Origin of the sequence: Erwinia sp. V90_4, from assembly GCF_029967685.1 — a bacterium.
GTDB lineage: Bacteria > Pseudomonadota > Gammaproteobacteria > Enterobacterales > Enterobacteriaceae > Erwinia > Erwinia aphidicola.
Window position 1 is genome coordinate 1 of record NZ_JASCAQ010000049.1, and the last position, 20,165, is coordinate 20,165.

Annotated in this window: 19 protein-coding genes; 4 read left to right on the top strand and 15 right to left on the bottom strand. The window is 55.8% G+C overall.

The annotated features are described in order from the left end of the window. Positions 1-179: 179 nt before the first annotated feature. Genes hemG through pepQ form a run of 4 tightly spaced genes read right to left on the bottom strand, consistent with a single transcriptional unit; the run spans position 180 to position 4,153 of the window. Positions 180-716, bottom strand: a complete 537-nt coding sequence (gene hemG / locus QLG07_RS12390) for a menaquinone-dependent protoporphyrinogen IX dehydrogenase (RefSeq protein ID WP_048914402.1) — start codon at positions 714-716, stop codon at positions 180-182. Between the two features lie 14 nt (positions 717-730). After that, positions 731-2,182 (bottom strand): Trk system potassium transporter TrkH, encoded by a 1,452-nt coding sequence (gene trkH, locus QLG07_RS12395; RefSeq protein ID WP_048914401.1) that lies wholly within the window; start codon positions 2,180-2,182, stop codon positions 731-733. A gap of 28 nt (positions 2,183-2,210) precedes the next feature. Further along, complete coding sequence (locus QLG07_RS12400) at positions 2,211-2,822, bottom strand: IMPACT family protein (RefSeq protein WP_282469314.1); 612 nt, start codon at positions 2,820-2,822, stop codon at positions 2,211-2,213. Beyond that, entirely contained in the window at positions 2,822-4,153 is a 1,332-nt protein-coding gene (pepQ, locus tag QLG07_RS12405) for a Xaa-Pro dipeptidase (RefSeq protein ID WP_187497589.1), read from the bottom strand. Before pepQ ends, QLG07_RS12400 begins: the two co-directional genes overlap by 1 nt. 186 nt (positions 4,154-4,339) lie before the next feature. On the opposite strand from pepQ, the gene fadB reads away from it, so the two are divergent. Continuing rightward, a complete protein-coding gene (gene fadB, locus QLG07_RS12410; protein WP_282469315.1) occupies positions 4,340-6,526 on the top strand; it encodes a fatty acid oxidation complex subunit alpha FadB in 2,187 nt (728 codons plus the stop codon). Positions 6,527-6,536: 10 nt separating this feature from the next. After that, positions 6,537-7,700 (top strand): acetyl-CoA C-acyltransferase FadA, encoded by a 1,164-nt coding sequence (gene fadA, locus QLG07_RS12415; RefSeq protein WP_133622239.1) that lies wholly within the window; start codon positions 6,537-6,539, stop codon positions 7,698-7,700. A gap of 90 nt (positions 7,701-7,790) precedes the next feature. Here fadA and fre read toward each other — a convergent pair whose 3' ends face one another. Together fre and ubiD are read right to left on the bottom strand one after the other, a co-directional pair. Continuing rightward, positions 7,791-8,492: an NAD(P)H-flavin reductase gene (fre, locus tag QLG07_RS12420; RefSeq protein WP_048914396.1), complete on the bottom strand. Its 702-nt coding sequence runs from the start codon at positions 8,490-8,492 to the stop codon at positions 7,791-7,793. Positions 8,493-8,537: 45 nt separating this feature from the next. After that, entirely contained in the window at positions 8,538-10,022 is a 1,485-nt protein-coding gene (gene ubiD, locus QLG07_RS12425) for a 4-hydroxy-3-polyprenylbenzoate decarboxylase (protein ID WP_099753785.1), read from the bottom strand. Positions 10,023-10,415: 393 nt separating this feature from the next. On the opposite strand from ubiD, the gene rfaH reads away from it, so the two are divergent. Then, positions 10,416-10,904 (top strand): transcription/translation regulatory transformer protein RfaH, encoded by a 489-nt coding sequence (gene rfaH / locus QLG07_RS12430; protein WP_048914394.1) that lies wholly within the window; start codon positions 10,416-10,418, stop codon positions 10,902-10,904. Between the two features lie 45 nt (positions 10,905-10,949). On the opposite strand, the gene tatD is transcribed toward rfaH, so the two are convergent. The 9 genes from tatD to udp form a co-directional block, all read right to left on the bottom strand. Further along, the gene (gene tatD, locus QLG07_RS12435; RefSeq protein WP_133622240.1) at positions 10,950-11,729 is read right to left on the bottom strand and encodes a 3'-5' ssDNA/RNA exonuclease TatD; all 780 of its coding nucleotides are present in this window, start codon (positions 11,727-11,729) and stop codon (positions 10,950-10,952) included. Positions 11,730-11,809: 80 nt separating this feature from the next. Further along, positions 11,810-12,574 (bottom strand): Sec-independent protein translocase subunit TatC, encoded by a 765-nt coding sequence (gene tatC, locus QLG07_RS12440; RefSeq protein ID WP_048914392.1) that lies wholly within the window; start codon positions 12,572-12,574, stop codon positions 11,810-11,812. After that, entirely contained in the window at positions 12,564-13,112 is a 549-nt protein-coding gene (gene tatB / locus QLG07_RS12445) for a Sec-independent protein translocase protein TatB (RefSeq protein WP_048914391.1), read from the bottom strand. The genes tatC and tatB overlap by 11 nt, the downstream gene beginning before the upstream one ends. A gap of 3 nt (positions 13,113-13,115) precedes the next feature. Further along, entirely contained in the window at positions 13,116-13,367 is a 252-nt protein-coding gene (gene tatA / locus QLG07_RS12450; RefSeq protein WP_048914390.1) for a twin-arginine translocase TatA/TatE family subunit, read from the bottom strand. Positions 13,368-13,485: 118 nt separating this feature from the next. Continuing rightward, positions 13,486-15,123 carry a ubiquinone biosynthesis regulatory protein kinase UbiB gene (gene ubiB / locus QLG07_RS12455; protein ID WP_048914389.1) on the bottom strand — a complete coding sequence of 546 codons (1,638 nt, stop codon included), beginning with the start codon at positions 15,121-15,123 and terminating at the stop codon, positions 13,486-13,488. Beyond that, the gene (locus tag QLG07_RS12460; protein ID WP_099753787.1) at positions 15,120-15,725 is read right to left on the bottom strand and encodes an SCP2 domain-containing protein; all 606 of its coding nucleotides are present in this window, start codon (positions 15,723-15,725) and stop codon (positions 15,120-15,122) included. Before QLG07_RS12460 ends, ubiB begins: the two co-directional genes overlap by 4 nt. 12 nt (positions 15,726-15,737) lie before the next feature. Beyond that, complete coding sequence (ubiE, locus tag QLG07_RS12465; RefSeq protein ID WP_048914387.1) at positions 15,738-16,493, bottom strand: bifunctional demethylmenaquinone methyltransferase/2-methoxy-6-polyprenyl-1,4-benzoquinol methylase UbiE; 756 nt, start codon at positions 16,491-16,493, stop codon at positions 15,738-15,740. Positions 16,494-16,567: 74 nt separating this feature from the next. After that, entirely contained in the window at positions 16,568-18,097 is a 1,530-nt protein-coding gene (gene rmuC, locus QLG07_RS12470; RefSeq protein ID WP_282469316.1) for a DNA recombination protein RmuC, read from the bottom strand. Between the two features lie 178 nt (positions 18,098-18,275). Further along, on the bottom strand, positions 18,276-19,037 hold the full coding sequence (gene udp / locus QLG07_RS12475) for a uridine phosphorylase (protein WP_048914385.1): 762 nt from the start codon (positions 19,035-19,037) through the stop codon (positions 18,276-18,278). Between the two features lie 288 nt (positions 19,038-19,325). Between udp and QLG07_RS12480 the strand changes: the two genes are divergently transcribed. Beyond that, positions 19,326-20,162, top strand: a complete 837-nt coding sequence (locus tag QLG07_RS12480; protein WP_282469317.1) for a dienelactone hydrolase family protein — start codon at positions 19,326-19,328, stop codon at positions 20,160-20,162. Positions 20,163-20,165 lie beyond the last annotated feature (3 nt).

The following is a 20,165-nucleotide window of genomic DNA, read 5'->3' on the forward strand; positions in this document are numbered from 1 at the left end:
AACTTCTTTTTGAGAAGTTTTTCCGGCGGTTCAGATACTTCCTGAACCTCCTGAGTCGCTGGCCTGTAAGCCGTTGTGCCGTCTCAGTGGTTGCGCATTATAGGGAGATCCTGACGCGTGACAAGCGTTTATTGCAAATAAATGACTGAGCGCGTCATTTTTCAGCGAAGCGTGCTTTTTTACGACAATTTGCTCGGTAAAGCAGCGAATTCATGGGCAAATCGTGTCACCTGTTGCCAGTCGGTATACTCCACTTCCTTACTCGCATCGGTTTCGCCGTTTGTCATACGCATAATCAGCTGGATCATGATGCGATCAAAGAAGCCATAGCGTGGATAGCGCAGCGCACCTGCGAAAACTGCGCAGCAATCTGGCTCCCATGGCGACTGTAGTAAAAACTTACGGGTATATGCATTGGTCTGCGGAGTACGCTTTTCTGGTTTACGCGCAGTGAGATTTACTGAGAAGAAGCCACTTGAACGCTGCTGCAGCTCTCTAAGGTGTGTTTTCACAAACTTCGCTACCACCGGCTGGAAGTGTCCATAGCGGATAGAGGCGCCGATCAGCACGCGGTCATACTGCGCCCAGTCAATCTCATCAACCAGCTGGATATTGAACACGTCACACTCGCGCTCTCCCTTTATCTGGTTAGCTATATAGAAGGCAATTTCACGGGTCTGGCCATCGCGGCTGGAAAACAGGATTAACGCTTTCATGATTACACTCTCAATTATTCGCGCCAGAAGGTCGGCGTAAACAGGACTAACAAGGTAAAGACTTCAAGACGCCCGAACAGCATCGTTAAAATCAGGATCCACTTCGCGGTGTCGTTCATGGAAGTAAAGTTGTCCGCGACCACACCCAGACCGGGGCCAAGGTTATTGAGCGTCGCAGCGACCGCAGCAAACGCCGAGAAGTCGTCAACGCCGGTGGCAATGATCGCCAGCATGCTGAGAATAAACACCAGCGCGTAGGCGGAGAAGAACCCCCACACCGCTTCCAGAATACGTTCCGGCAGCGCACGGTTGCCGAGCTTGATGGTGTATACCGCATTCGGGTGCACCAGCCTTTTCAGCTCACGCGAGCCCTGCTTGAACAGCAGCAGAATGCGGATCACCTTCAGGCCGCCGCCGGTTGAGCCGGCACAGCCCCCAATAAACGCTGAGCACAGCAATAGCACCGGCAAGAATAGTGGCCAGCGAGCAATACTGTCAGTGGTAAAGCCGGCGGTGGTGGCCATAGAGACCACCTGGAAGAATGCCTGATTCAGCGTTTGTAGCCCGGTCTGGTAAACATTATGGAAGTAGAGCACCACGGTACATATAGCCACCAGCGTGATCTGCACGCCAATAAACATGCGAAACTCCGGGTCGCGCCAGTATGCTCGCAGGCTACGTCCACTTAATAATGAGAAGTGCAGACCATAGTTACAGCCGGAGATCAGCAGGAAGATAGCGATGATGGTGTTAATCGTCGGACTATTAAAAAAGCCGATGCTGGCATCATGGGTGGAAAAGCCGCCAATCGCGATAGTGGCAAAACTATGACCGATGGCATCAAACAACGGCATCCCCGCCAGCCATAACGCCAGCGCGCAGGCCACGGTCAGCAGTACATAGATTAGCCACAGCGTTTTAGCCGTTTCCGCAATGCGTGGCCGCATTTTGTTGTCTTTCAGCGGGCCTGGCATTTCCGCACGATAAAGCTGCATGCCGCCGACGCCGAGGATCGGCAGAATGGCAACGGCCAGTACGATGATCCCCATCCCCCCCAGCCACTGCAGCATCTGGCGATAGAAGAGAATCGCTTTCGGCAAGGAATCCAGCCCCACCAGCGTCGTCGCACCCGTGGTTGTCAGACCGGAGAAAGATTCAAAGAAGGCGTCGGTTAACGAGAGGTTCGGCTGCTCGGCGAAGATAAAGGGCATTGCCCCTACGCTGCCCAGCACGGTCCAGAACAGTACTACGATAAGGAAGCCTTCGCGTGGCTTAAGCTCGCTTTTCTGCTTACGGTTCGGCCACCACAGCAGTGTTCCGATCATCAACGCCATAAAGAACGTCTGCGTGAATGCACGCCCCGCCCCGTCGCGGTAGATCAGTGCCACCAGTCCGGGCACGATCATCGTCCCTGAGAATAAGATGACCAGCAAACCCACTATGCGGGTTATGGCACGAAAATGCATTCTGCCGTTCCTTTCCTGACGTTAAGAGTTATTTGAGCGGGGCTAGCTGCAGTGCGCCCCGGCTAAAGTCGGATAAATTCTGCCTGAAACCTGCAACCTGCGCATGAGGCAGCGCCAGCGTCAGGATGATATTGTGTAAAAACTCACTGTGTAGCAGCTGCCCGTCAAACCGGCTCACCATGCGTTCAATATCGCTCAGTTGCGCATAATCACAGATAAGTTGAAAACTGAGCATCGGCACTTTAATCGTACGTGGTAGCAAGCGTAATGCCTGCTGTACGCCACCGCCGTAGGCTTTTACCAACCCCCCGGTGCCCAGCATAATGCCGCCATAGTAGCGCACCACAACGGCCGTGACTTCGCCGATATTATTACCCATCAGCTGCGCCAGCATCGGTTTGCCTGCGGTACCCGAAGGCTCACCGTCATCAGAAAAACCCAACTGCTGCGAGTCATCCGGTGCCCCGGCGACAAAGGCCCAGCAGTGATGCCGGGCCGTTGGGTGCTGCTGTTTAACCTGCTGAACAAAAGCCCGGGCCGCTTCCACGCCGTCAGTATGTGCTAACAGCGTAATAAAGCGGCTTTTCTTGATCTCTTCGCTGTAGCTGAACAGCTCCGCCGGGATGTCGTAAGCGTCCATCAGGCCAGGTTCAGGTCGCGCGTCATGTTTTCCACGCTGTGTGCATGGATCACCACGTTATCCTCAATGCGGATACCGCCGTAAGGCTTCAGCGCATCGATTTTCGCCCAGTCAAAATGTTTACTGAACTTCCCGGCGCGCCATGGTGCAAGCAGTGACTCAATAAAGTAAATGCCCGGCTCGATAGTCAGCACCATGCCCGGCTCCACCATACGCGTGCAGCGCAGATAGGGATACTGCTGCGGAGCGGCCAGATGCGTGCCGCGATCGTCCTGCATAAAGCCGGCGACATCATGCACCTGCAGGCCAAGTGGATGACCAATACCGTGCGGCATAAATGGCCCGGTAAGATCGTCCTTCACCATCGCTTCCGCACTGATGCCGTTGACCAACTGATGCTTAATCAGCAGGCTGGCGATACGAAAATGCATCTGCTCATGATACTCGCTGTAGCGCACGCCAGCTTTCATGGTGCCGATCAGCGCCAGCTCTTCGGCATTCATCTCTTTCACCAGCTGGGCATATTCGCTACCGCTATTCGCCGCGTAGCTGCGCGTCAGATCGGCGGCATAACCGTTATACTCGGCTCCGGCGTCAATCAGGAAGCTGCGCAGCTGCTCAGGCACATGCTGATCGAGTTTAGTGTAGTGCAGCACCGCCGCATGCTCGTTCAGCGCAATGATATTGCCATACGGCACGTCGGTATCGCGGTGGCCGGTCGCACTGAGGTAAGCGACATTAATATCAAACTCACTCATCCCCGATTTGAAGGCTTCTTTTGCCGCACGATGGCCGGTAACCGCAATTTTCTGCGCCTGGCGCATGCAGTACAGCTCATAACCGGTTTTATAGGCGCGATGATAGTGCAGGAAGTCGATCACCCCTTTAGGGTTAATCGAATCGCTGTTGAAGCCCAACTGGCGCGCGCGCTCGGCGACCGGGCCAATATAGGCCACGTTCTGGCGCTGCGCTGGCAGCTGCTGGCCGATATCATCGGCATTCTTTAGGCCGATAACCTCCACCGCACCCGTCCAGAAGCTGTTTGGCAGGGGTTCGACGTTATGCCAGTAGTCGACAGGAGAGTAAAACCACAGCTTGGGTTTATTCACCCCATCAATCCACAGCCAGCAGTTCGGCACCTGAGTAACCGGCACCCAGGCTTTAAACTGCGGATTGACCTTGAATGGATAGGTGTGATCGTCGAGAAATACCGTCAGTAATTCCCCAGAATGAATCAGCATTGCATCAAGATTGTGACGCGCCAGAACCTGCTGCGCGCGCTGTTGCAGTGTTTTCACATGCTCCTGATAGAGCGTAACTAGCGACTCCATACCCCTGTCTCCGTTGTGGCGATAGTGCCCGCATCTTATCACAGCCCGCTGGGGTATGCCGTTTTGGCGCAGCTGTGATCTTGTTTGCAAATCGACAACGTATCGTTTGCAAATAATTAACATCACTTCCACACTCACGATCATCTGGTATGACCAGATCCCTTAATCGCGGCTCAGGAGACAGACATGCTCTACCAAGGCGAAACCCTTTCCCTCGACTGGCTGGAAGACGGCATAGCCGAACTGGTATTTGATGCCCCCGGCTCGGTCAATAAGCTGGATACCCAAACCGTCGCCAGCCTGGGCGACGCGCTTACCGTGCTGGAACAGCAGCCGCAGCTGCGCGGGCTGCTACTCAGCTCACGCAAATCGGCCTTTATCGTCGGTGCCGATATTACAGAATTTCTTTCTCTGTTTGCGGCACCGGCCGAAAAACTGACGCAGTGGCTGGCCTTTGCCAACGGTATCTTTAACCGTCTGGAGGACCTGCCGGTTCCGACAGTTTCCGCCATCAGCGGCTATGCGCTCGGCGGCGGCTGCGAATGCGTGCTGGCAACAGACTTCCGCATCGCCACGCCGGACACGCGCATCGGTCTGCCAGAAACCAAACTGGGTATTATGCCGGGCTTCGGTGGTTCGGTACGCCTGCCACGCCTGTTAGGGGCGGATAGCGCGCTGGAAATTATCGCTGCCGGTAAAGATATCGATGCTGCTCAGGCGCTGAAGCTGGGCCTGGTGGACGCCGTGGTCGCAGCAGAAAAACTACACGGCGCAGCGCTAAGCGTATTAAAAGAGGCGGTTGCGGGTAAACAGGCCTGGCGTGAACGCCGCCAGCCGAAGCTGGAGCCGCTGAAGCTGAGCAAAATCGAAGCGGCAATGAGCTTCAGCACGGCTAAAGCGCTGGTGATGCAGACCGCCGGGAAACACTATCCGGCGCCAATTACCGCGGTCAAAACCATTGAAGCCGCCGCCGGGATGGGCCGTGATGCAGCATTACAGCTGGAAACCGCCGCTTTTGTACCGCTGGCGCGTTCTAATGAAGCGCGGGCGCTGGTTGGCATCTTCCTTAACGATCAGGCAGTGAAAGCCAAAGCGAAAAAACTGACGCGCGATGTGGAAACACCCAAACAGGCAGCCGTGCTGGGCGCCGGGATTATGGGCGGCGGTATTGCTTATCAGTCGGCCTGGAAAGGCGTGCCGGTGGTGATGAAAGATATCAGCGAGAAATCGCTGGCGCTGGGCATGGGCGAGGCTGCCAAGCTGCTGAACAAACAGCTGGCGCGCGGCAAAATCGACGGCATGAAGCTGGCCAGCGTCATCAGCACCATTCAGCCAACGCTACATTATGCCGGTTTTGACCGCGTCGATGTGGTGGTGGAAGCGGTAGTGGAAAATCCCAGGATCAAAGCCGCCGTGCTGGCGGAGACGGAAAGTCATATTCGCCCGGATACGATTCTGGCATCGAACACCTCAACTATTCCCATCAGCCAGTTAGCGGAATCCTTAACCCGCCCGGAAAACTTCTGCGGCATGCACTTCTTTAACCCGGTACCGCGTATGCCGCTGGTTGAAGTGATCCGCGGTAATAAAACTGCTGATGCAACCATCGCCAAAGTGGTTGCCTGGGCCAGCAAAATGGGCAAAACGCCGATTGTGGTGAATGACTGCCCAGGCTTCTTCGTCAATCGCGTGCTGTTCCCCTACTTTGCCGGCTTCAGCCTGCTGCTGCGCGACGGTGCCGATTTTCGCCAAATCGACAGGGTGATGGAAAAACAGTTTGGCTGGCCAATGGGCCCGTCATGGCTGCTCGATGTGGTCGGTATTGATACTGCGCACCATGCCCAAAGCGTGATGGCCGATGGCTTCCCTCAGCGTATGAAGAAAGATTACCGCGATGCCATTGATGTGCTGTTCGACGCTAAACGCTATGGACAAAAAAATCAGCAGGGCTTCTGGCGCTGGGAAACCGACAGCAAAGGCAAAGCGAAAAAGGTCGGCGATAGCGAAACCGATCGTCTGCTGCAGAGCGTCTGCCAGCCGAAACGGGTGTTCAGCGATGAGGAAATTATCGCCCGCATGATGATCCCGATGATTAATGAAGTGGTGCGCTGCCTTGAAGAGGGCGTCATTGCCAGCCCGGCGGAAGCCGATATGGCGCTGGTGTATGGCCTCGGTTTTCCTCCGTTCCACGGCGGAGCATTCCGCTATCTGGATACCCTGGGCAGCGATACTTTTGTCGCGGGTGCCGAACCTTTTGCCGAACTGGGTGCGCTGTATCAGGTGCCGGAGGCACTGCGTGACAAGGCAGCGCAACGTGCCAGCTGGTATCCACAGGCAACCCCCCTGGCTGACGCCACTCTGAAAACTGCGTGAGGAAAGCAAAATGGAAAAAGTAGTCATCGTTGATGCCCTCCGCACGCCGATGGGCCGTTCGAAAGGGGGAGCCTTCCGCCACGTGCGCGCTGAGGATCTCTCCGCCCATCTGATGCGTAGCCTGTTGAGCCGTAACCCGGCGCTGGAAGCCGCCTCGCTGGATGATATTTACTGGGGCTGCGTGCAGCAGACGCTGGAGCAGGGGTTCAATATTGCCCGCAATGCCGCGCTGCTGGCGGAAATCCCTCACAGCGTTCCTGCCACCACCGTTAACCGCCTGTGTGGTTCATCCATGCAGGCGCTGCACGATGCGGCGCGCATGATTATGGTCGGTGACGCCCGCGCCTGTCTGATCGGCGGCGTGGAGCACATGGGCCATGTGCCGATGAATCACGGCGTGGATTTCCACCCTGGCCTGGGCCGCAGCGTAGCAAAAGCCGCAGGCATGATGGGACTGACCGCAGAAATGCTGGCACGCCTGCACGGTATCAGCCGTGAAATGCAGGATCAGTTTGCTGCCCGTTCGCATCAGCGTGCAGCTGCCGCTACCCAGGCAGGGCATTTCGCCAATGAGATCGCCCCGGTCTCCGGGCACGACGCCGACGGCGTCCTCAAACGCTATGACTTTGATGAGGTAATCCGCCCTGAAACCACCGTTGAAAGCCTGGCCGCACTGCGCCCGGCATTTGATCCGGTTAACGGCAGCGTGACGGCAGGTACCAGTTCGGCACTTTCCGACGGTGCAGCCGCGATGCTGATTATGAGCGAATCCCGTGCGCTGGAGCTGGGCCTGAAGCCGCGCGCACGTATTCTCTCGATGGCAGTCGTGGGCTGCGATCCGTCGATTATGGGTTACGGCCCGGTTCCGGCCTCGCAGCTGGCGCTGAAACGCGCCGGGCTGAGCGCTGCAGATATCGATATTTTTGAGCTGAACGAGGCTTTTGCTGCGCAGGTACTGCCGTGCATTAAAGATCTGGGGCTGATGGGGCAACTGGATGAGAAGGTCAATCTGAACGGCGGTGCCATTGCGTTAGGGCATCCACTGGGCTGCTCGGGAGCACGTATCAGTACTACCTTGCTTAATCTGATGGAGCGCCGCGATGCACAGTTTGGTTTAGCGTCAATGTGTATTGGCCTGGGCCAGGGGATCGCGACGGTTTTCGAGCGTCTGTGATACGTTGATCTGGCAGTTTTATTGCTAATTTACCGCCCGTCAGGGCGGTTTTTTTATCCTGCGGGGGCAGCATTGCTGCCCCCTGAACCATCAGATAAAGGCAAAGGCATCGCCAAACATGTGCGCTTCCAGTGCGCCACGCTCGGCACAGAAACGCTCACGGGCAATTTTCGCCATTTCAAAACGACCGGCAATATAGATATCGTGCCCGGCAAGGCTGGTATAATCCTGCATTACGGCAGTCAGCACGGTGCCGTTACGGCCGGTGAAGCCCTCTTCCGGCTGCTCAACAACCGGTATCACCTGCAGATTCGGGTGCTTAACTGCCAGCGCGTTCAGTTCATCCAAATCATACAGGTGCTTCAGCTCGCGCCCACCCCAGTAAATGGCGATATGGCGATCCGGCTGCTGCGACAGTGCGGTCAGCAGAATAGAACGCGCATAGGAGAAACCGGTACCGCCTGCAATCAGCACCAGGGGGCGATCGCCCTCCTCGCGCAGCCACGCGTCACCGTGAGGAATATCTACGGTGATCTGACGCTGTTGCTGAATGCGCTCCATGACTGCCATCGCATACAGATTCAGCTCGGAAGCACCGATATGCAGTTCGATAATATCTTTTTCCATCGGCGTAGAAGCCAGTGAGAACGGACGCTTATCACGCTCGTCCATCACGACCATCAGGTACTGACCGGCGCGGAAGTTGAAATCCGCCTCCGGGATCAGTCGTACGCGGTACACGGTATCGGTAATCGCCTCTACTGAGGTCACTTTACAGCTTAAGGTTGTCATGCGTTCCCTCTGTCGGGTCGTCATTATCATTTGACCGCCAGCGCTTCAGCGCGCTGGTGTATCACTCAAGATGCCTAACTCATCCCAAATCGCATCAATGCGAGCAGTCACCGCCGGGTCCTTACGGATTGGCGTGCCCCACTCGCGCTGCGTTTCGCCAGGCCATTTATTAGTCGCATCCATCCCCATTTTTGACCCCAGGCCGGAAACCGGTGAGGCAAAATCGAGATAGTCGATCGGCGTATTCTCGATCAGTACCGTATCACGAGCCGGATCCATGCGCGTAGTGATGGCCCAGATCACATCGTTCCAGTCACGCGCATTAACGTCGTCATCGCAAACGATAACAAATTTTGTGTACATAAACTGCCGCAGGAAAGACCAGACGCCCATCATGACGCGTTTGGCATGCCCGGCATACTGTTTCTTGATCGTCACCACGGCCAGGCGATAAGAGCAGCCCTCTGGCGGCAGATAGAAATCCACAATTTCCGGGAACTGCTTTTGCAGGATCGGCACAAACACTTCATTCAACGCCACGCCCAGCACCGCAGGTTCATCCGGCGGACGCCCGGTATAGGTCGAATGATAGATAGCATCGCGGCGCTGCGTGATATGCGTGATGGTGAACACCGGGAAGCTGTCTACTTCATTATAGTAACCCGTGTGGTCACCGTAGGGTCCTTCCGGCGCCATTTCGCCCGGCTCGATGTAGCCTTCCAGCACAATTTCAGCACTGGCGGGAACTTCAAGATCGTTAGAAACGCATTTCACCACTTCGGTTTTGGTCCCGCGCAGCAGGCCAGCAAAAGCATATTCCGACAGGGTATCCGGCACCGGTGTGACGGCCGCCAGAATAGTGGCCGGGTCAGCGCCTAATGCTACCGAAACCGGGAAGCGTTCGCCCGGATGCTGCTGGCACCACTCCTGGAAGTCCAGCGCGCCGCCACGGTGTGACAGCCAGCGCATAATCAGTTTGTTTTTGCCAATCACCTGCTGGCGATAAATACCGAGATTCTGCCGCTCTTTAAGTGGCCCACGGGTGACCGTCAGCCCCCAGGTGACCAGCGGGGCCGCATCATCCGGCCAGCATTTCATCACCGGGATGCGGTTCAGGTCCACCTCATCCCCTTCGAAGATTTGCTCCTGGCACGGCGCATTACGCAGCCGTTTGGTCGGCATGTTAAGCACCTGTTTCCACTGCGGCATTTTGTCGAAGAAGTCGCGAAAACCGCGCGGCGGCTCCGGCTCCTTCAGAAAGGCCAAGAGGCGGCCAACTTCACGCAGCGCCTTAACATCTTCCTGGCCCATGCCCATCGCCACGCGATCCGGGGTACCAAACAGATTGCACAGCACCGGCATGTCGTAACCTTTGGGGTTTTCGAACAGCAGCGCCGGGCCGCCGGCACGCAGCGTGCGGTCGGCAATTTCGGTCATTTCCAGATCGGGATCGATCTCGTGTTTGATGCGTTTTAATTCCCCACGCTGTTCAAGCAGAGAAAGGAAGTCGCGTAAGTCGTGGTATTTCATGACTTTCCATCAGTACGGTCAGTGAGTCGGTCATTATAGTGCCGATCCTGCGCTCGTCGTTAGTTTTGTTATGAAGTTTAGCCGCAGTGGAACGGCACCTGCGGCTCACCATGCGCCATTTTGTCATTACGCAGCAGGAACAGTTCCACTTTCGCCTGTTCAACGTTGCCAATAGACAGAGCTGGATACTGATACAACTTGCCAGATGACGTCAAATTCAAATAGCGCGTATATTGGCAAACGGCGCGGCTAATTATTGCTAATTTAAAGCCATAGGGTTATGTGTTTCGTTAATAAGAACGCGCGTGAAAACCCGCGGTTACTGCCAATCCCGCTATATCTATGTGAGCGATTTTGCTATCCTTATCGGCCAGATAATTGGAAAGTGACGTTATGGAATCCTGGTATTTACTTTATTGCAAACGAGGTCAGCTGCTGCGCGCGAAAGAACATCTTGAGCGTCAGGCCGTGCATTGCCTTAGCCCAATGATTGCTTTAGAGAAAACCGTGCGCGGAAAACGTACTCAGGTCAGCGAGCCGCTATTTCCCAACTATCTTTTTATTGAGTTTGATCCGGAATCCATCCACACCACCACCATTAGCGCAACGCGTGGCGTGAGCCATTTTGTCCGCTTTGGAAACCAGCCCGCCACCGTGCCGCTGGATGTGATCACCGCGCTGCAAAATGACCCGGTAGAAATTGTTATCGATCACGACCTGCCGCAGCCCGGTGATACCGTGATCATAACCGAAGGGGCATTTGAAGGATTGAAAGCAATCTTTACCGAGCCCGATGGTGAAGCCCGGTCGATGCTGTTGCTTAACCTGCTTAATAAGCAGGTGGTTCGCAGCGTTGGCAATCGCCAGTTTCAAAAGCTGTAATTCATCCGCAAGAGCGTCACTCTTCTCAGCGACAGACTTCACCCCTTAAAGCCGGAACAACGTGCGCGCATTCAGCGCCGTTTGCTGCGCCAGGGTGTGTGCATCCTCACCCCGTAGCAGCGCCACCTGCTGAACGATATGCGGCAGGAAGCAGGGCTCATTTCGGCGCGTCGCCGGGCGCGGGCGCATGTCACGCGGCAGTAGCCACGGTGCATCGGTTTCCAGCAGCAGGCGCTCTGCCGGGATCAATGGCATCAGCTCACGCAGTTCCTGCCCGCGCCGCTCATCACATACCCAGCCAGTAATGCCAATCGACAATCCCAGCGACAGGCAGGATTCCAGTTCTTCACGCGTGCCGGTAAAACAGTGCAGCACCGCCGCCGGAAGTTTTGTCAGCCAGGGTTCAAGGATCTCAATAAAACGTTGGTGCGCTTCCCGGCAGTGCAGGAAAACCGGCAGCGCCAGCTCAGCCGCCAGCTCCAGCTGCGCGTTAAACGCGTAAGCCTGCTGTTGCGGGTCAGAGAAGTTGCGGTTGAAGTCCAGGCCACATTCGCCAATGGCGACGACCTGTGGATTCTCTGCCAGGCGGCGTAAGGTTGACGCGGTTTCCGCCGACCACTCGCTGGCGTGATGTGGATGCACGCCGGCAGTGGACCAGCAATAGTCCGGGTGCTGCTGCGCCAGACTGCAGGCCTGCTGGCTCTCCAGCGCGCTGGTCCCGGTAATCAACATGCCTTCAACGCCCGCTTCGCGCGCACGTTTCACCACCAGAGCGCGATCTTTAGCAAACTGCGTGCTGGTCAGGTTCACACCAATATCAAACATAGTCTCTTCCAAACAGTAACCGCCCTGACGGGCGGTTAGTAAACTCAATATGTTCTGCCAGAGGCAGCCGTTCGCGGCAATTACTCCGATTCGGCGTCCTGCTCTTCTTCATCTCCATCGCGACGATTTTTACCCACATAGAAGCGTGCGCAGAAAACCCCGACTTCAAACAGGCAGTACATCGGGATGGCTAACAGCGTCTGGGAGAAGATATCCGGCGGCGTCAGCAACATCCCAACGACGAACGCACCAACCAGCACATAAGGGCGCTTAGCGCGCAGATCTTCTGGCGTGGTCACACCGGTCCAGCACAGCAGCACGATAGCAATCGGCACTTCAAACGACACACCAAACGCCATAAATAACGTCATCACGAAGTCGAGATAGTTATTGATGTCGGTGGCAATCTGTACGCCCTGAGGCGCGGTTTTGGCGAAGAAGCCAAACGCCAGCGGGAAGACAATAAAGTAGGCGAAAGCCATCCCCAGGTAGAATAGGAATGAACTGGAAAACAGCAGCGGCATAACCAGCTTGCGCTCGTGGCGATACAGCGCAGGCGCAACGAATGCCCAGACCTGATAGAGGATCACCGGTACCGACAGGAACAGCGAGACAATAATTGTCAGCTTAATCGGCGTAAAGAATGGCGAGGCGACATCGGTGGCGATCATGCTGGCGCCCGCAGGCATCTGCTTAATCAGCGGTGCGGAAACCAGCTGGTAGATATCATTGGAGAAGTAAGCCAGGCACAGAAATATTGCCAGAACAGCAATGATGCAGTTCAGCAGGCGCTTACGTAGCTCGATCAGATGACTGATAAGCGGTTGGGTATCTTCAACTGCCATGTTTTACGTTATCGCTCGCTTGAGTGGAATTCACGGGGGCTCTCGGTTCAGCGGGTACAGCCGGCTCAGGGTTGACTTCAGGCTGCGGCGTCGCGGCGGTCTGGGTCACGGTGACCGGTGCCTGTGCCGGCGCGCTGGCCTGATGGTCCGCTTCGGCTGGCGTCACGCCTTCATGGGATTCCTGCGGGTTTTTTACCAGCGGGTTATGAATGGTGTGCGCTTCATCGTCAGCTTTTTCATTATCACCAAGGTAAGAGCGTTTCATCGAGTCAGCCGTTTGCTTCAGCTCCTCCACCGAGGCTTTAAGCTCAGGGGAGAGGCTGTCTTTGCTCGCCTGTTCGATTTTCTTCAGGCCGTCCTGCAGCTCCTGAATTTTCAGCTCTTGCGCCAGTTCATTCTGCACGCTGGTCGCCAGCGAACGCAGTGCGCGGATCCAGCCCATCACTGTTCTAACCGCTACGGGTAGACGCTGCGGACCCAGAACCACCAGGCCAATAACGAATACCAGTACCAGCTCACTAAAGCCTATGTCGAACACGGTTTATACCCTGTCGTTCTTAACGTCTTCTTTTTTTGCTTCAGTATGCTGTTTGTCCGCCAGTTTGGCGTTGAAGTCAGCATCATCAGCATGCGCTTTATCCTTTTCCTTGTCGTCTTCATCGCTCATAGCTTTTTTAAAGCCCTTGATTGATGAACCGAGGTCAGAACCCAGCGAACGCAGTTTCTTAGTACCGAACAGCAGGACAACCAGTACGGCGATGATCAACAAATGTGGAAGTGTAATGCCACCCATTATTACCTCTGATATCAATAATTGATGCGAATTTCGAGTATATAACAGCTTATGTCGTGCTGACGATGCGCAAACCCCACCCACGCACAATAAACTGCCTATTTACCTTTCATGACAATCAGTTTGTTCTGCGCCAACCTATCAGCCAGGCGACAGCACCTGCAGCCATCAGGGCGGCGGAGAACATATCCCACTCAGGGCGCGTCAGCAGAATAGCCGTTCCGCTCAGCAGGAGCGTGGCGCCCACGCCAAACAGATAGCGTGACTGATGCTGCCTGGTCCGCTCCCCTTTGAGATCGCTTGCCAGGCGGTCAACACTGTGACGCAGCTGCTTATGCTGCCGCAGGCTGTCATAAAACAGCTCCGGCAGCTCCGGCATCTTCTCTGCCCAGAACGGCGCTTTCTCTTTCAGTGCACGCACGATAGCAGGAATGCCGATCTGGTCTTTAATCCAGTCTTCAAGGAACGGCTTGGCTGTCTTCCAGAGATCCAACTGCGGATAAAGCTGGCGGCCGACGCCTTCAACATACAGCAGCGTCTTCTGTAACAGTACCAGCTGCGGCTGCACTTCCATATTGAAACGTCGCGCAGTGTTAAACAGGTTAAGCAGCACGTGGCCGAAAGAGATCTCTGCCAGCGGCTTCTCGAAGATCGGCTCACACACGGTACGAATGGCGAACTCGAAGTCTTCAACATTGGTATCCGGCGGCACCCAGCCTGAATCGACGTGCAGTTCAGCCACTTTGCGATAATCGCGGTTGAAGAAGGCGATAAAGTTTTCCGCCAGGTAGCGCTTATCTTCTTTGTTCAGCGAGCCGACGATACCGCAGTCAATGCCGATATATTGCGGATCTTCAGGGTGTTCATAGCTGACGAAAATATTGCCCGGGTGCATATCCGCATGGAAGAAGCTGTCGCGGAACACCTGGGTAAAGAACACCTGCACGCCGCGCTCGGCCAGCAGCTTCATGTTGACACCGTGCTGCTCCAGCGTCACCACATCAGAGATCGGGATGCCATAAATACGCTCCATAACCAGCATATTTTCACTGCAGTAATCGGAATAGATTTCTGGGACATACAGCATTCTGCTGTTGTCAAAGTTACGCCGCAGCTGAATGGCGTTCGCGGCTTCGCGCAGCAGATTCAGTTCATCCAGCAGCGTTTTTTCATAGTCGGCGACCACTTCCTGCGGGCGCAAACGGCGGCCATCAGGCAGCAGGCGCGGCACCCAGCGGGCCAGGCGGTAGATCAAGCGCATATCCGCTTTAATGACCGGAAGAATGTCAGGGCGGATCACTTTGATTACCACCTCGCGACCGTTTTCTTTCAGCGTCGCCGTGTGAACCTGAGCAATCGAGGCAGAAGCCAGCGGGACGATCTCGAAGTCGTCGAACTGGCTCTCAATTGGCGCACCGAGTGAATGCTCAATCAGCTTCAACGCTTTGGCACCATCAAACGGCGCCACGCGGTCCTGCAACATTGCCAACTGGTCAGCAATGTGTGGCGGGAACAGATCGCGGCGGGTCGACATCATCTGACCAAACTTGATCCACACCGGCCCGAGCTGCTCCAGCGCAAGACGCAAACGCTCGCCCAGCGGCTGAGTTTTGTGGCGATTTGGCATCCAGAACAGGCATTTGCGCCACAGGCGAATGGGTAAAGTCAGGCGGGTTTTGGGGATCAGTTCATCCAGACCGTAGCTGAGAAAAACGCGGATAATCAGGTAGAGACGACGCAGTTCACCGAAGGTCATTTGACCTCCAGCTGATTAATTCGGGCATCAAGGGCATCCAACGATCGGGTTAAGGCATCCACTTCTTCACTGAACCAGGCGAGCTCGAGCTTACCCGGTGCCAGCCGCCACTCTTCCGTCAGCGTCTGGCCCAGATAACTCTGCTTACGCTCGACATCACGGCGCAGCGCGTTGAAACCACGGCGGGCAAACTTTGTCAGCCCTTCCGCAGCTATGTCGCCAATCCACGGGGCAAGATATTCCGCCGGGTCGAGTTCTGCGAGGTCCAGCAGTGCAGAGAACTGCTGCACCAGCTGCAGGTCACCTTCCACCTCCAGCTCGCCGCTGCGGATCAGGGCCGTCAGCTGCTGGCGGTCGCGCAGTTTGGGCAAGGTTGCCAGACGGGTTTTCACCGTACAGTCTGGCGTGTCACCCCACGCACCTATCACATCCACCTGGTTTTCACTGAAGACGAAGGTGACGGGCTGTTGCAGTTCCGCAAGAACGATAGCAAGGCTACGCCCGTTAAGACGTTGACGCGCCGCCTTCAGGCCGCGATCGCGGTATAAAATCTGGTTAAGCGCGCTCTCCAGACTGGCAGTTAACAGCGGCGTTAATGTCATGCGTTTTCCTGCTTAAAACTTAAATCCGCGGTGCAAGGCAACAATGCCGCCCGTCAGATTGTGATACGTGGTGTTTTCAAAGCCAACGTCCATCATCATCTGCTTCAGGGTTTCCTGATCGGGATGCATTCGGATGGATTCTGCCAGGTAGCGGTAGCTACCTGCATCTTTCGCCACCAGCTCGCCAATACGCGGCAGGATGTGGAAAGAGTAAGCGTCATAGGCTTTGTTCAGCAGTTCGAACTGCGGCTTGGAGAACTCCAGCACCAGCAGACGCCCGCCCGGCTTCAGCACCCGGAACATCGAGGCCAGCGCTTTCTCTTTTTCGGTCACGTTACGCAGACCAAAAGCGATAGTAATGCAGTCGAAGTAGTTATCCGGGAACGGCAGTGCTTCGGCATTGGCCTGAACGTAATTTACGTTGCCGATGACGCCTTTGTTGCGCAGCTTTTCACGGCCCACTTTCAACATTGAGCTGTTGATATCGGCCAGCACCACTTCACCGGTCTCACCGACCAGACGTGAGAATTTTGCCGTGAGATCGCCGGTGCCGCCTGCTAAATCAAGTACGCGCTGCCCACGGCGCACGCCGCTGCAGTCGATGGTAAAACGCTTCCAGATGCGGTGGATGCCCATAGACATCAGGTCATTCATCAGATCATATTTGGCCGCAACGGAATGGAAAACATCAGCCACCATCTCGGCCTTTTCGTTTTTCGCTACCGTGCGATAGCCGAAGTGGGTGGTGTCCTTTGATTCATCTGCCATTTGTTTTGCCTGCTCTACAATCAAATATTTGCCAAGTGTACCAGAGTCACGCTGACCAGGCACTTGCCACACGCTTATTCATTGATGCGGTGTGGCATTGCGGCAGGAGAAAATTCTTCACTTTCTGCTTCCCCGGCAGCGTCATCTTCCTCCCCCTCTTCCGCGGGCAGCGCCTGCTCGACCAGACGAGGATTTATCGGGCGTTTTATCTCAACGCCCATCTGGCGGAAGCCTTCCGTCTGCGCAATCAGGTTGCCGCGCCCTTCCGACAGTTTTTTCATCGCCTGACGGTAGCTCTCCTGAGCTTTATCCAGGTTCTGGCCGATCGCACTCATATCGTCAACGAATAAGCGCATTTTGTCATAGAGCCTGGCGGCCCGGTCGGCAATGCGCTGGGCATGACGGCTCTGATGCTCATAGCGCCATAAGTTGTTGATCGTGCGCAGCGCCACCAGCAGCGTGGTCGGGCTGACCAGCATGATATTGAGGTTTAGCGCCTCATTGATCAGCTCTGGTTGACGGTCGATAGCCAGCAGAAAGGCCGGCTCCACCGGGATAAACATCAACACATAATCCAGCGAGCGTAAACCGGGCAATTGTTGGTAATCTTTTCGGCTAAGGCCCCGCAGGTGGCTGCGGATGGCGGCGATGTGCTCGCTAATCGCCGCTTCACGCCCGGCTTCATCTTCACCATTGTAGTAGCGTTCATAGGCCACCAGCGTCATCTTGGCGTCGATCACTACGTCTTTGCCCTGCGGCAAGTGCACAATGACATCCGGCTGCATGCGGCCACTCTGTTCCAGCTGTATATTTACCTGAGTCTCATACTCATGACCTTCGCGCAGGCCGGAAGCCTCCAGCACCCGGCTGAGTACCACTTCCCCCCAGTTGCCCTGGGTTTTGTTATCGCCCTTCAGCGCTTTGGTGAGGTTAATCGCTTCCTGCGCCATCTGGGCATTGAGCTGCTGCAGGTTACGAATTTCGTGAGAAAGCGTATGGCGTTCGCGCGCTTCCTGACCGAAACCTTCCTGCACCTGACGGCGGAAGCCCTCCAGCTGTTCGCGCAGCGGCGTAATCAGCCCATTCAGGCTCTGGCGGTTCTGTTCATCGACGCGACGGCCGCTGTTTTCAAAAATTCGGTTTGCCAGGTTTTCAAACTGCGCATTAAGGCGCTGCTCGCTGTTGACCAGCAGGCGCTGCTTCTCTTCAGCCGCCATGCGCGTCTCTTCCAGGCGGATGGTAACTTCACGCAGCTCCGCCTCCTGGGCGCTGTTGATCTCCAGCTGAGTGCGCAATTCACGCGTGAGCTGGTCGCTCTCTGCGCGCCAGTGATCGAGGTGCTGTAGCTTTTCACCGGCTGCGGCATGCGCAGCGTGCAGCTGGCGCAGCTCCTGCTCGCTCTGCTTATGGACAAGTAACTGGGCCTCAAGCTGCTGCTGTAAGCGCTGACGTTCAGCCTGCGCCTGCTCAGACGCCTGTAACAGCAGCTGCCGCTCCGTCTCGCCCTTCGCCAGCTGCTGCTGGCTGCGATAAGAGGCGAACAGCCACCCTGCCAGTAGCCCGACCAGACCGATACCTGCGCTATAAACGATTGTTGGATCCACCCTGCTTCTCCTGCTGAAACCCTGACAGGGGAAAAATAGAGGCGCACTGTATAAATGTCCAGATAAAAAGCAACTTGCTCACGGGCTTAGGAGAAATTTTGGAGAGGGTACGCAGATAAATGAGGGGGCGGTTGCGGTATGCGGGCAGCTTTCAGACGCTGCCCGCAAAGTGAGAAATTTAGATCAGGCGGCGTGCAGCCTCAACCACGATTTTCACCGCGTCACTTTCGGTTTTTTTCATGGTTTCCGCATCCGGGATCTCCTGCTGGGTACGGTTAACAATTACCCCAGCGACCATTCCGGCGCGAAGTCCCTGGCTGGCACACATAGTCAACAGGGTAGCGGACTCCATTTCATAGTTCAGCACGCCCATCTCCTGCCACTCTTTCATCGACCCCTGGAAGCGGCTCACCACCCGGCCTGACCAGGTGTCGTAACGTTCCTGGCCCGGATAGAAAGTATCAGATGAAGCAGTGATGCCGATGTGGGTGCGCGCGCCGGCCTCTTTCGCCGCATCGACCAGCGCGGTGGTGCAGGTGAAATCCGCTACCGCCGGGAACTCCAGCGGCGCAAAGTGCAGGCTGGCACCGTCGAGACGTACGGAACCGGTCGTCACCAGCACATCGCCAACGTTGATGTCCGGCTGAATAGCACCGGTGGTACCCACGCGCAGGAAGGTGCGAACGCCGAGCTGCGCCAGCTCCTCCACGGCAATAGACGTCGAAGGACCGCCGATACCGGTCGAACAGACGATCACCGGCTTACCGGAAAGCTCGGCGCGCCAGGTGGTAAATTCACGGTGTGAAGCCAGGTGGACAGGATTGTCCATCAGGGCAGCAATTTTCTTTACGCGCTCCGGGTCGCCAGGCACGATGGCCAGCGTCGCGCCCTGGAGATCGGCTTTAGTGAGGCCAAGATGGAAAACGTCAGAATGTGCCATTTCAAACTCCTGTCGCGGAAAGCGGGGATAGTAAATTAAGCGCTACTGTAAGGAATAACGGCGCCTTTTAGTGTGATTAATGTCGCTGATTAAAATGAAAGTTACACGCCTTACACTGAAAATAGTGACCAGCATCACATTTCATTATTTGCTCATGCCACTTTGACACAACTTGCCCTGTGGTTCAGCTTTATCAGGTGATAAAGAGATACCCTCACTCAAGCTCTGACCCCATCGCATTCCTGGCTATAGTTAGCTGATTGCATTCGCGCCTGCACGGAGAGAACCATGAAAAACGAAGATAACATGACTCAAGAACTGAGCGAGAAAGGCTTTGCGCCCGCAGTCCTGCCGACGGCTGCCACCACAATTATTACCGACAGCGCCGGGATTATCTCCGGGGAAACCTCGATTCCCTCTCAGGGGGAGAATATGCCGGCGTTTCACGCCAAACCGCGTAATGCCACAGGCCCGCTGCCGGTGGTGTTAGTCGTCCAGGAGATCTTCGGCGTTCACGAACACATCCGCGATATCTGTCGCCGCCTGGCGGCGGAGGGATATCTGGCTGTCGCTCCTGAGCTCTACTTCCGCCAGGGCGACCCGAGCGAATATGACGATATCCCAACCCTGTTCTCAGAGCTGGTGAGTAAAGTGCCGGACAATCAGGTGCTGGCCGACCTGGATCATGTGGCTAACTGGGCATCGCGTCACGACGGCGATATGCGCAATATGGCGATTACCGGTTTCTGCTGGGGCGGGCGCATTACCTGGCTCTATGCGGCGCACAATCCGCAGCTGAAGGCTGCCGTCGCCTGGTACGGCAAGCTGGTCGGTGATAAAACCATGAAGCAGCAGAAGCAGCCGGTCGATATCGCCGTCGATCTGAATGCCCCGGTATTAGGGCTGTACGGTGGTAAAGATGACAGCATCCCGCAGGAGAGCGTGGAAACCATGCGTCAGGCACTGCGGGCGGCCAATGCGAATGCGGAAATTATTGTCTATCCCGATGCCGGTCACGCCTTCAATGCTGACTATCGCGCCAGCTATCACGCCGAGTCCGCCCAGGACGGCTGGCAACGTATGCTGGCATGGTTTAAACAGTATGGCGTTGCGCCAAAGGCCTAAAAA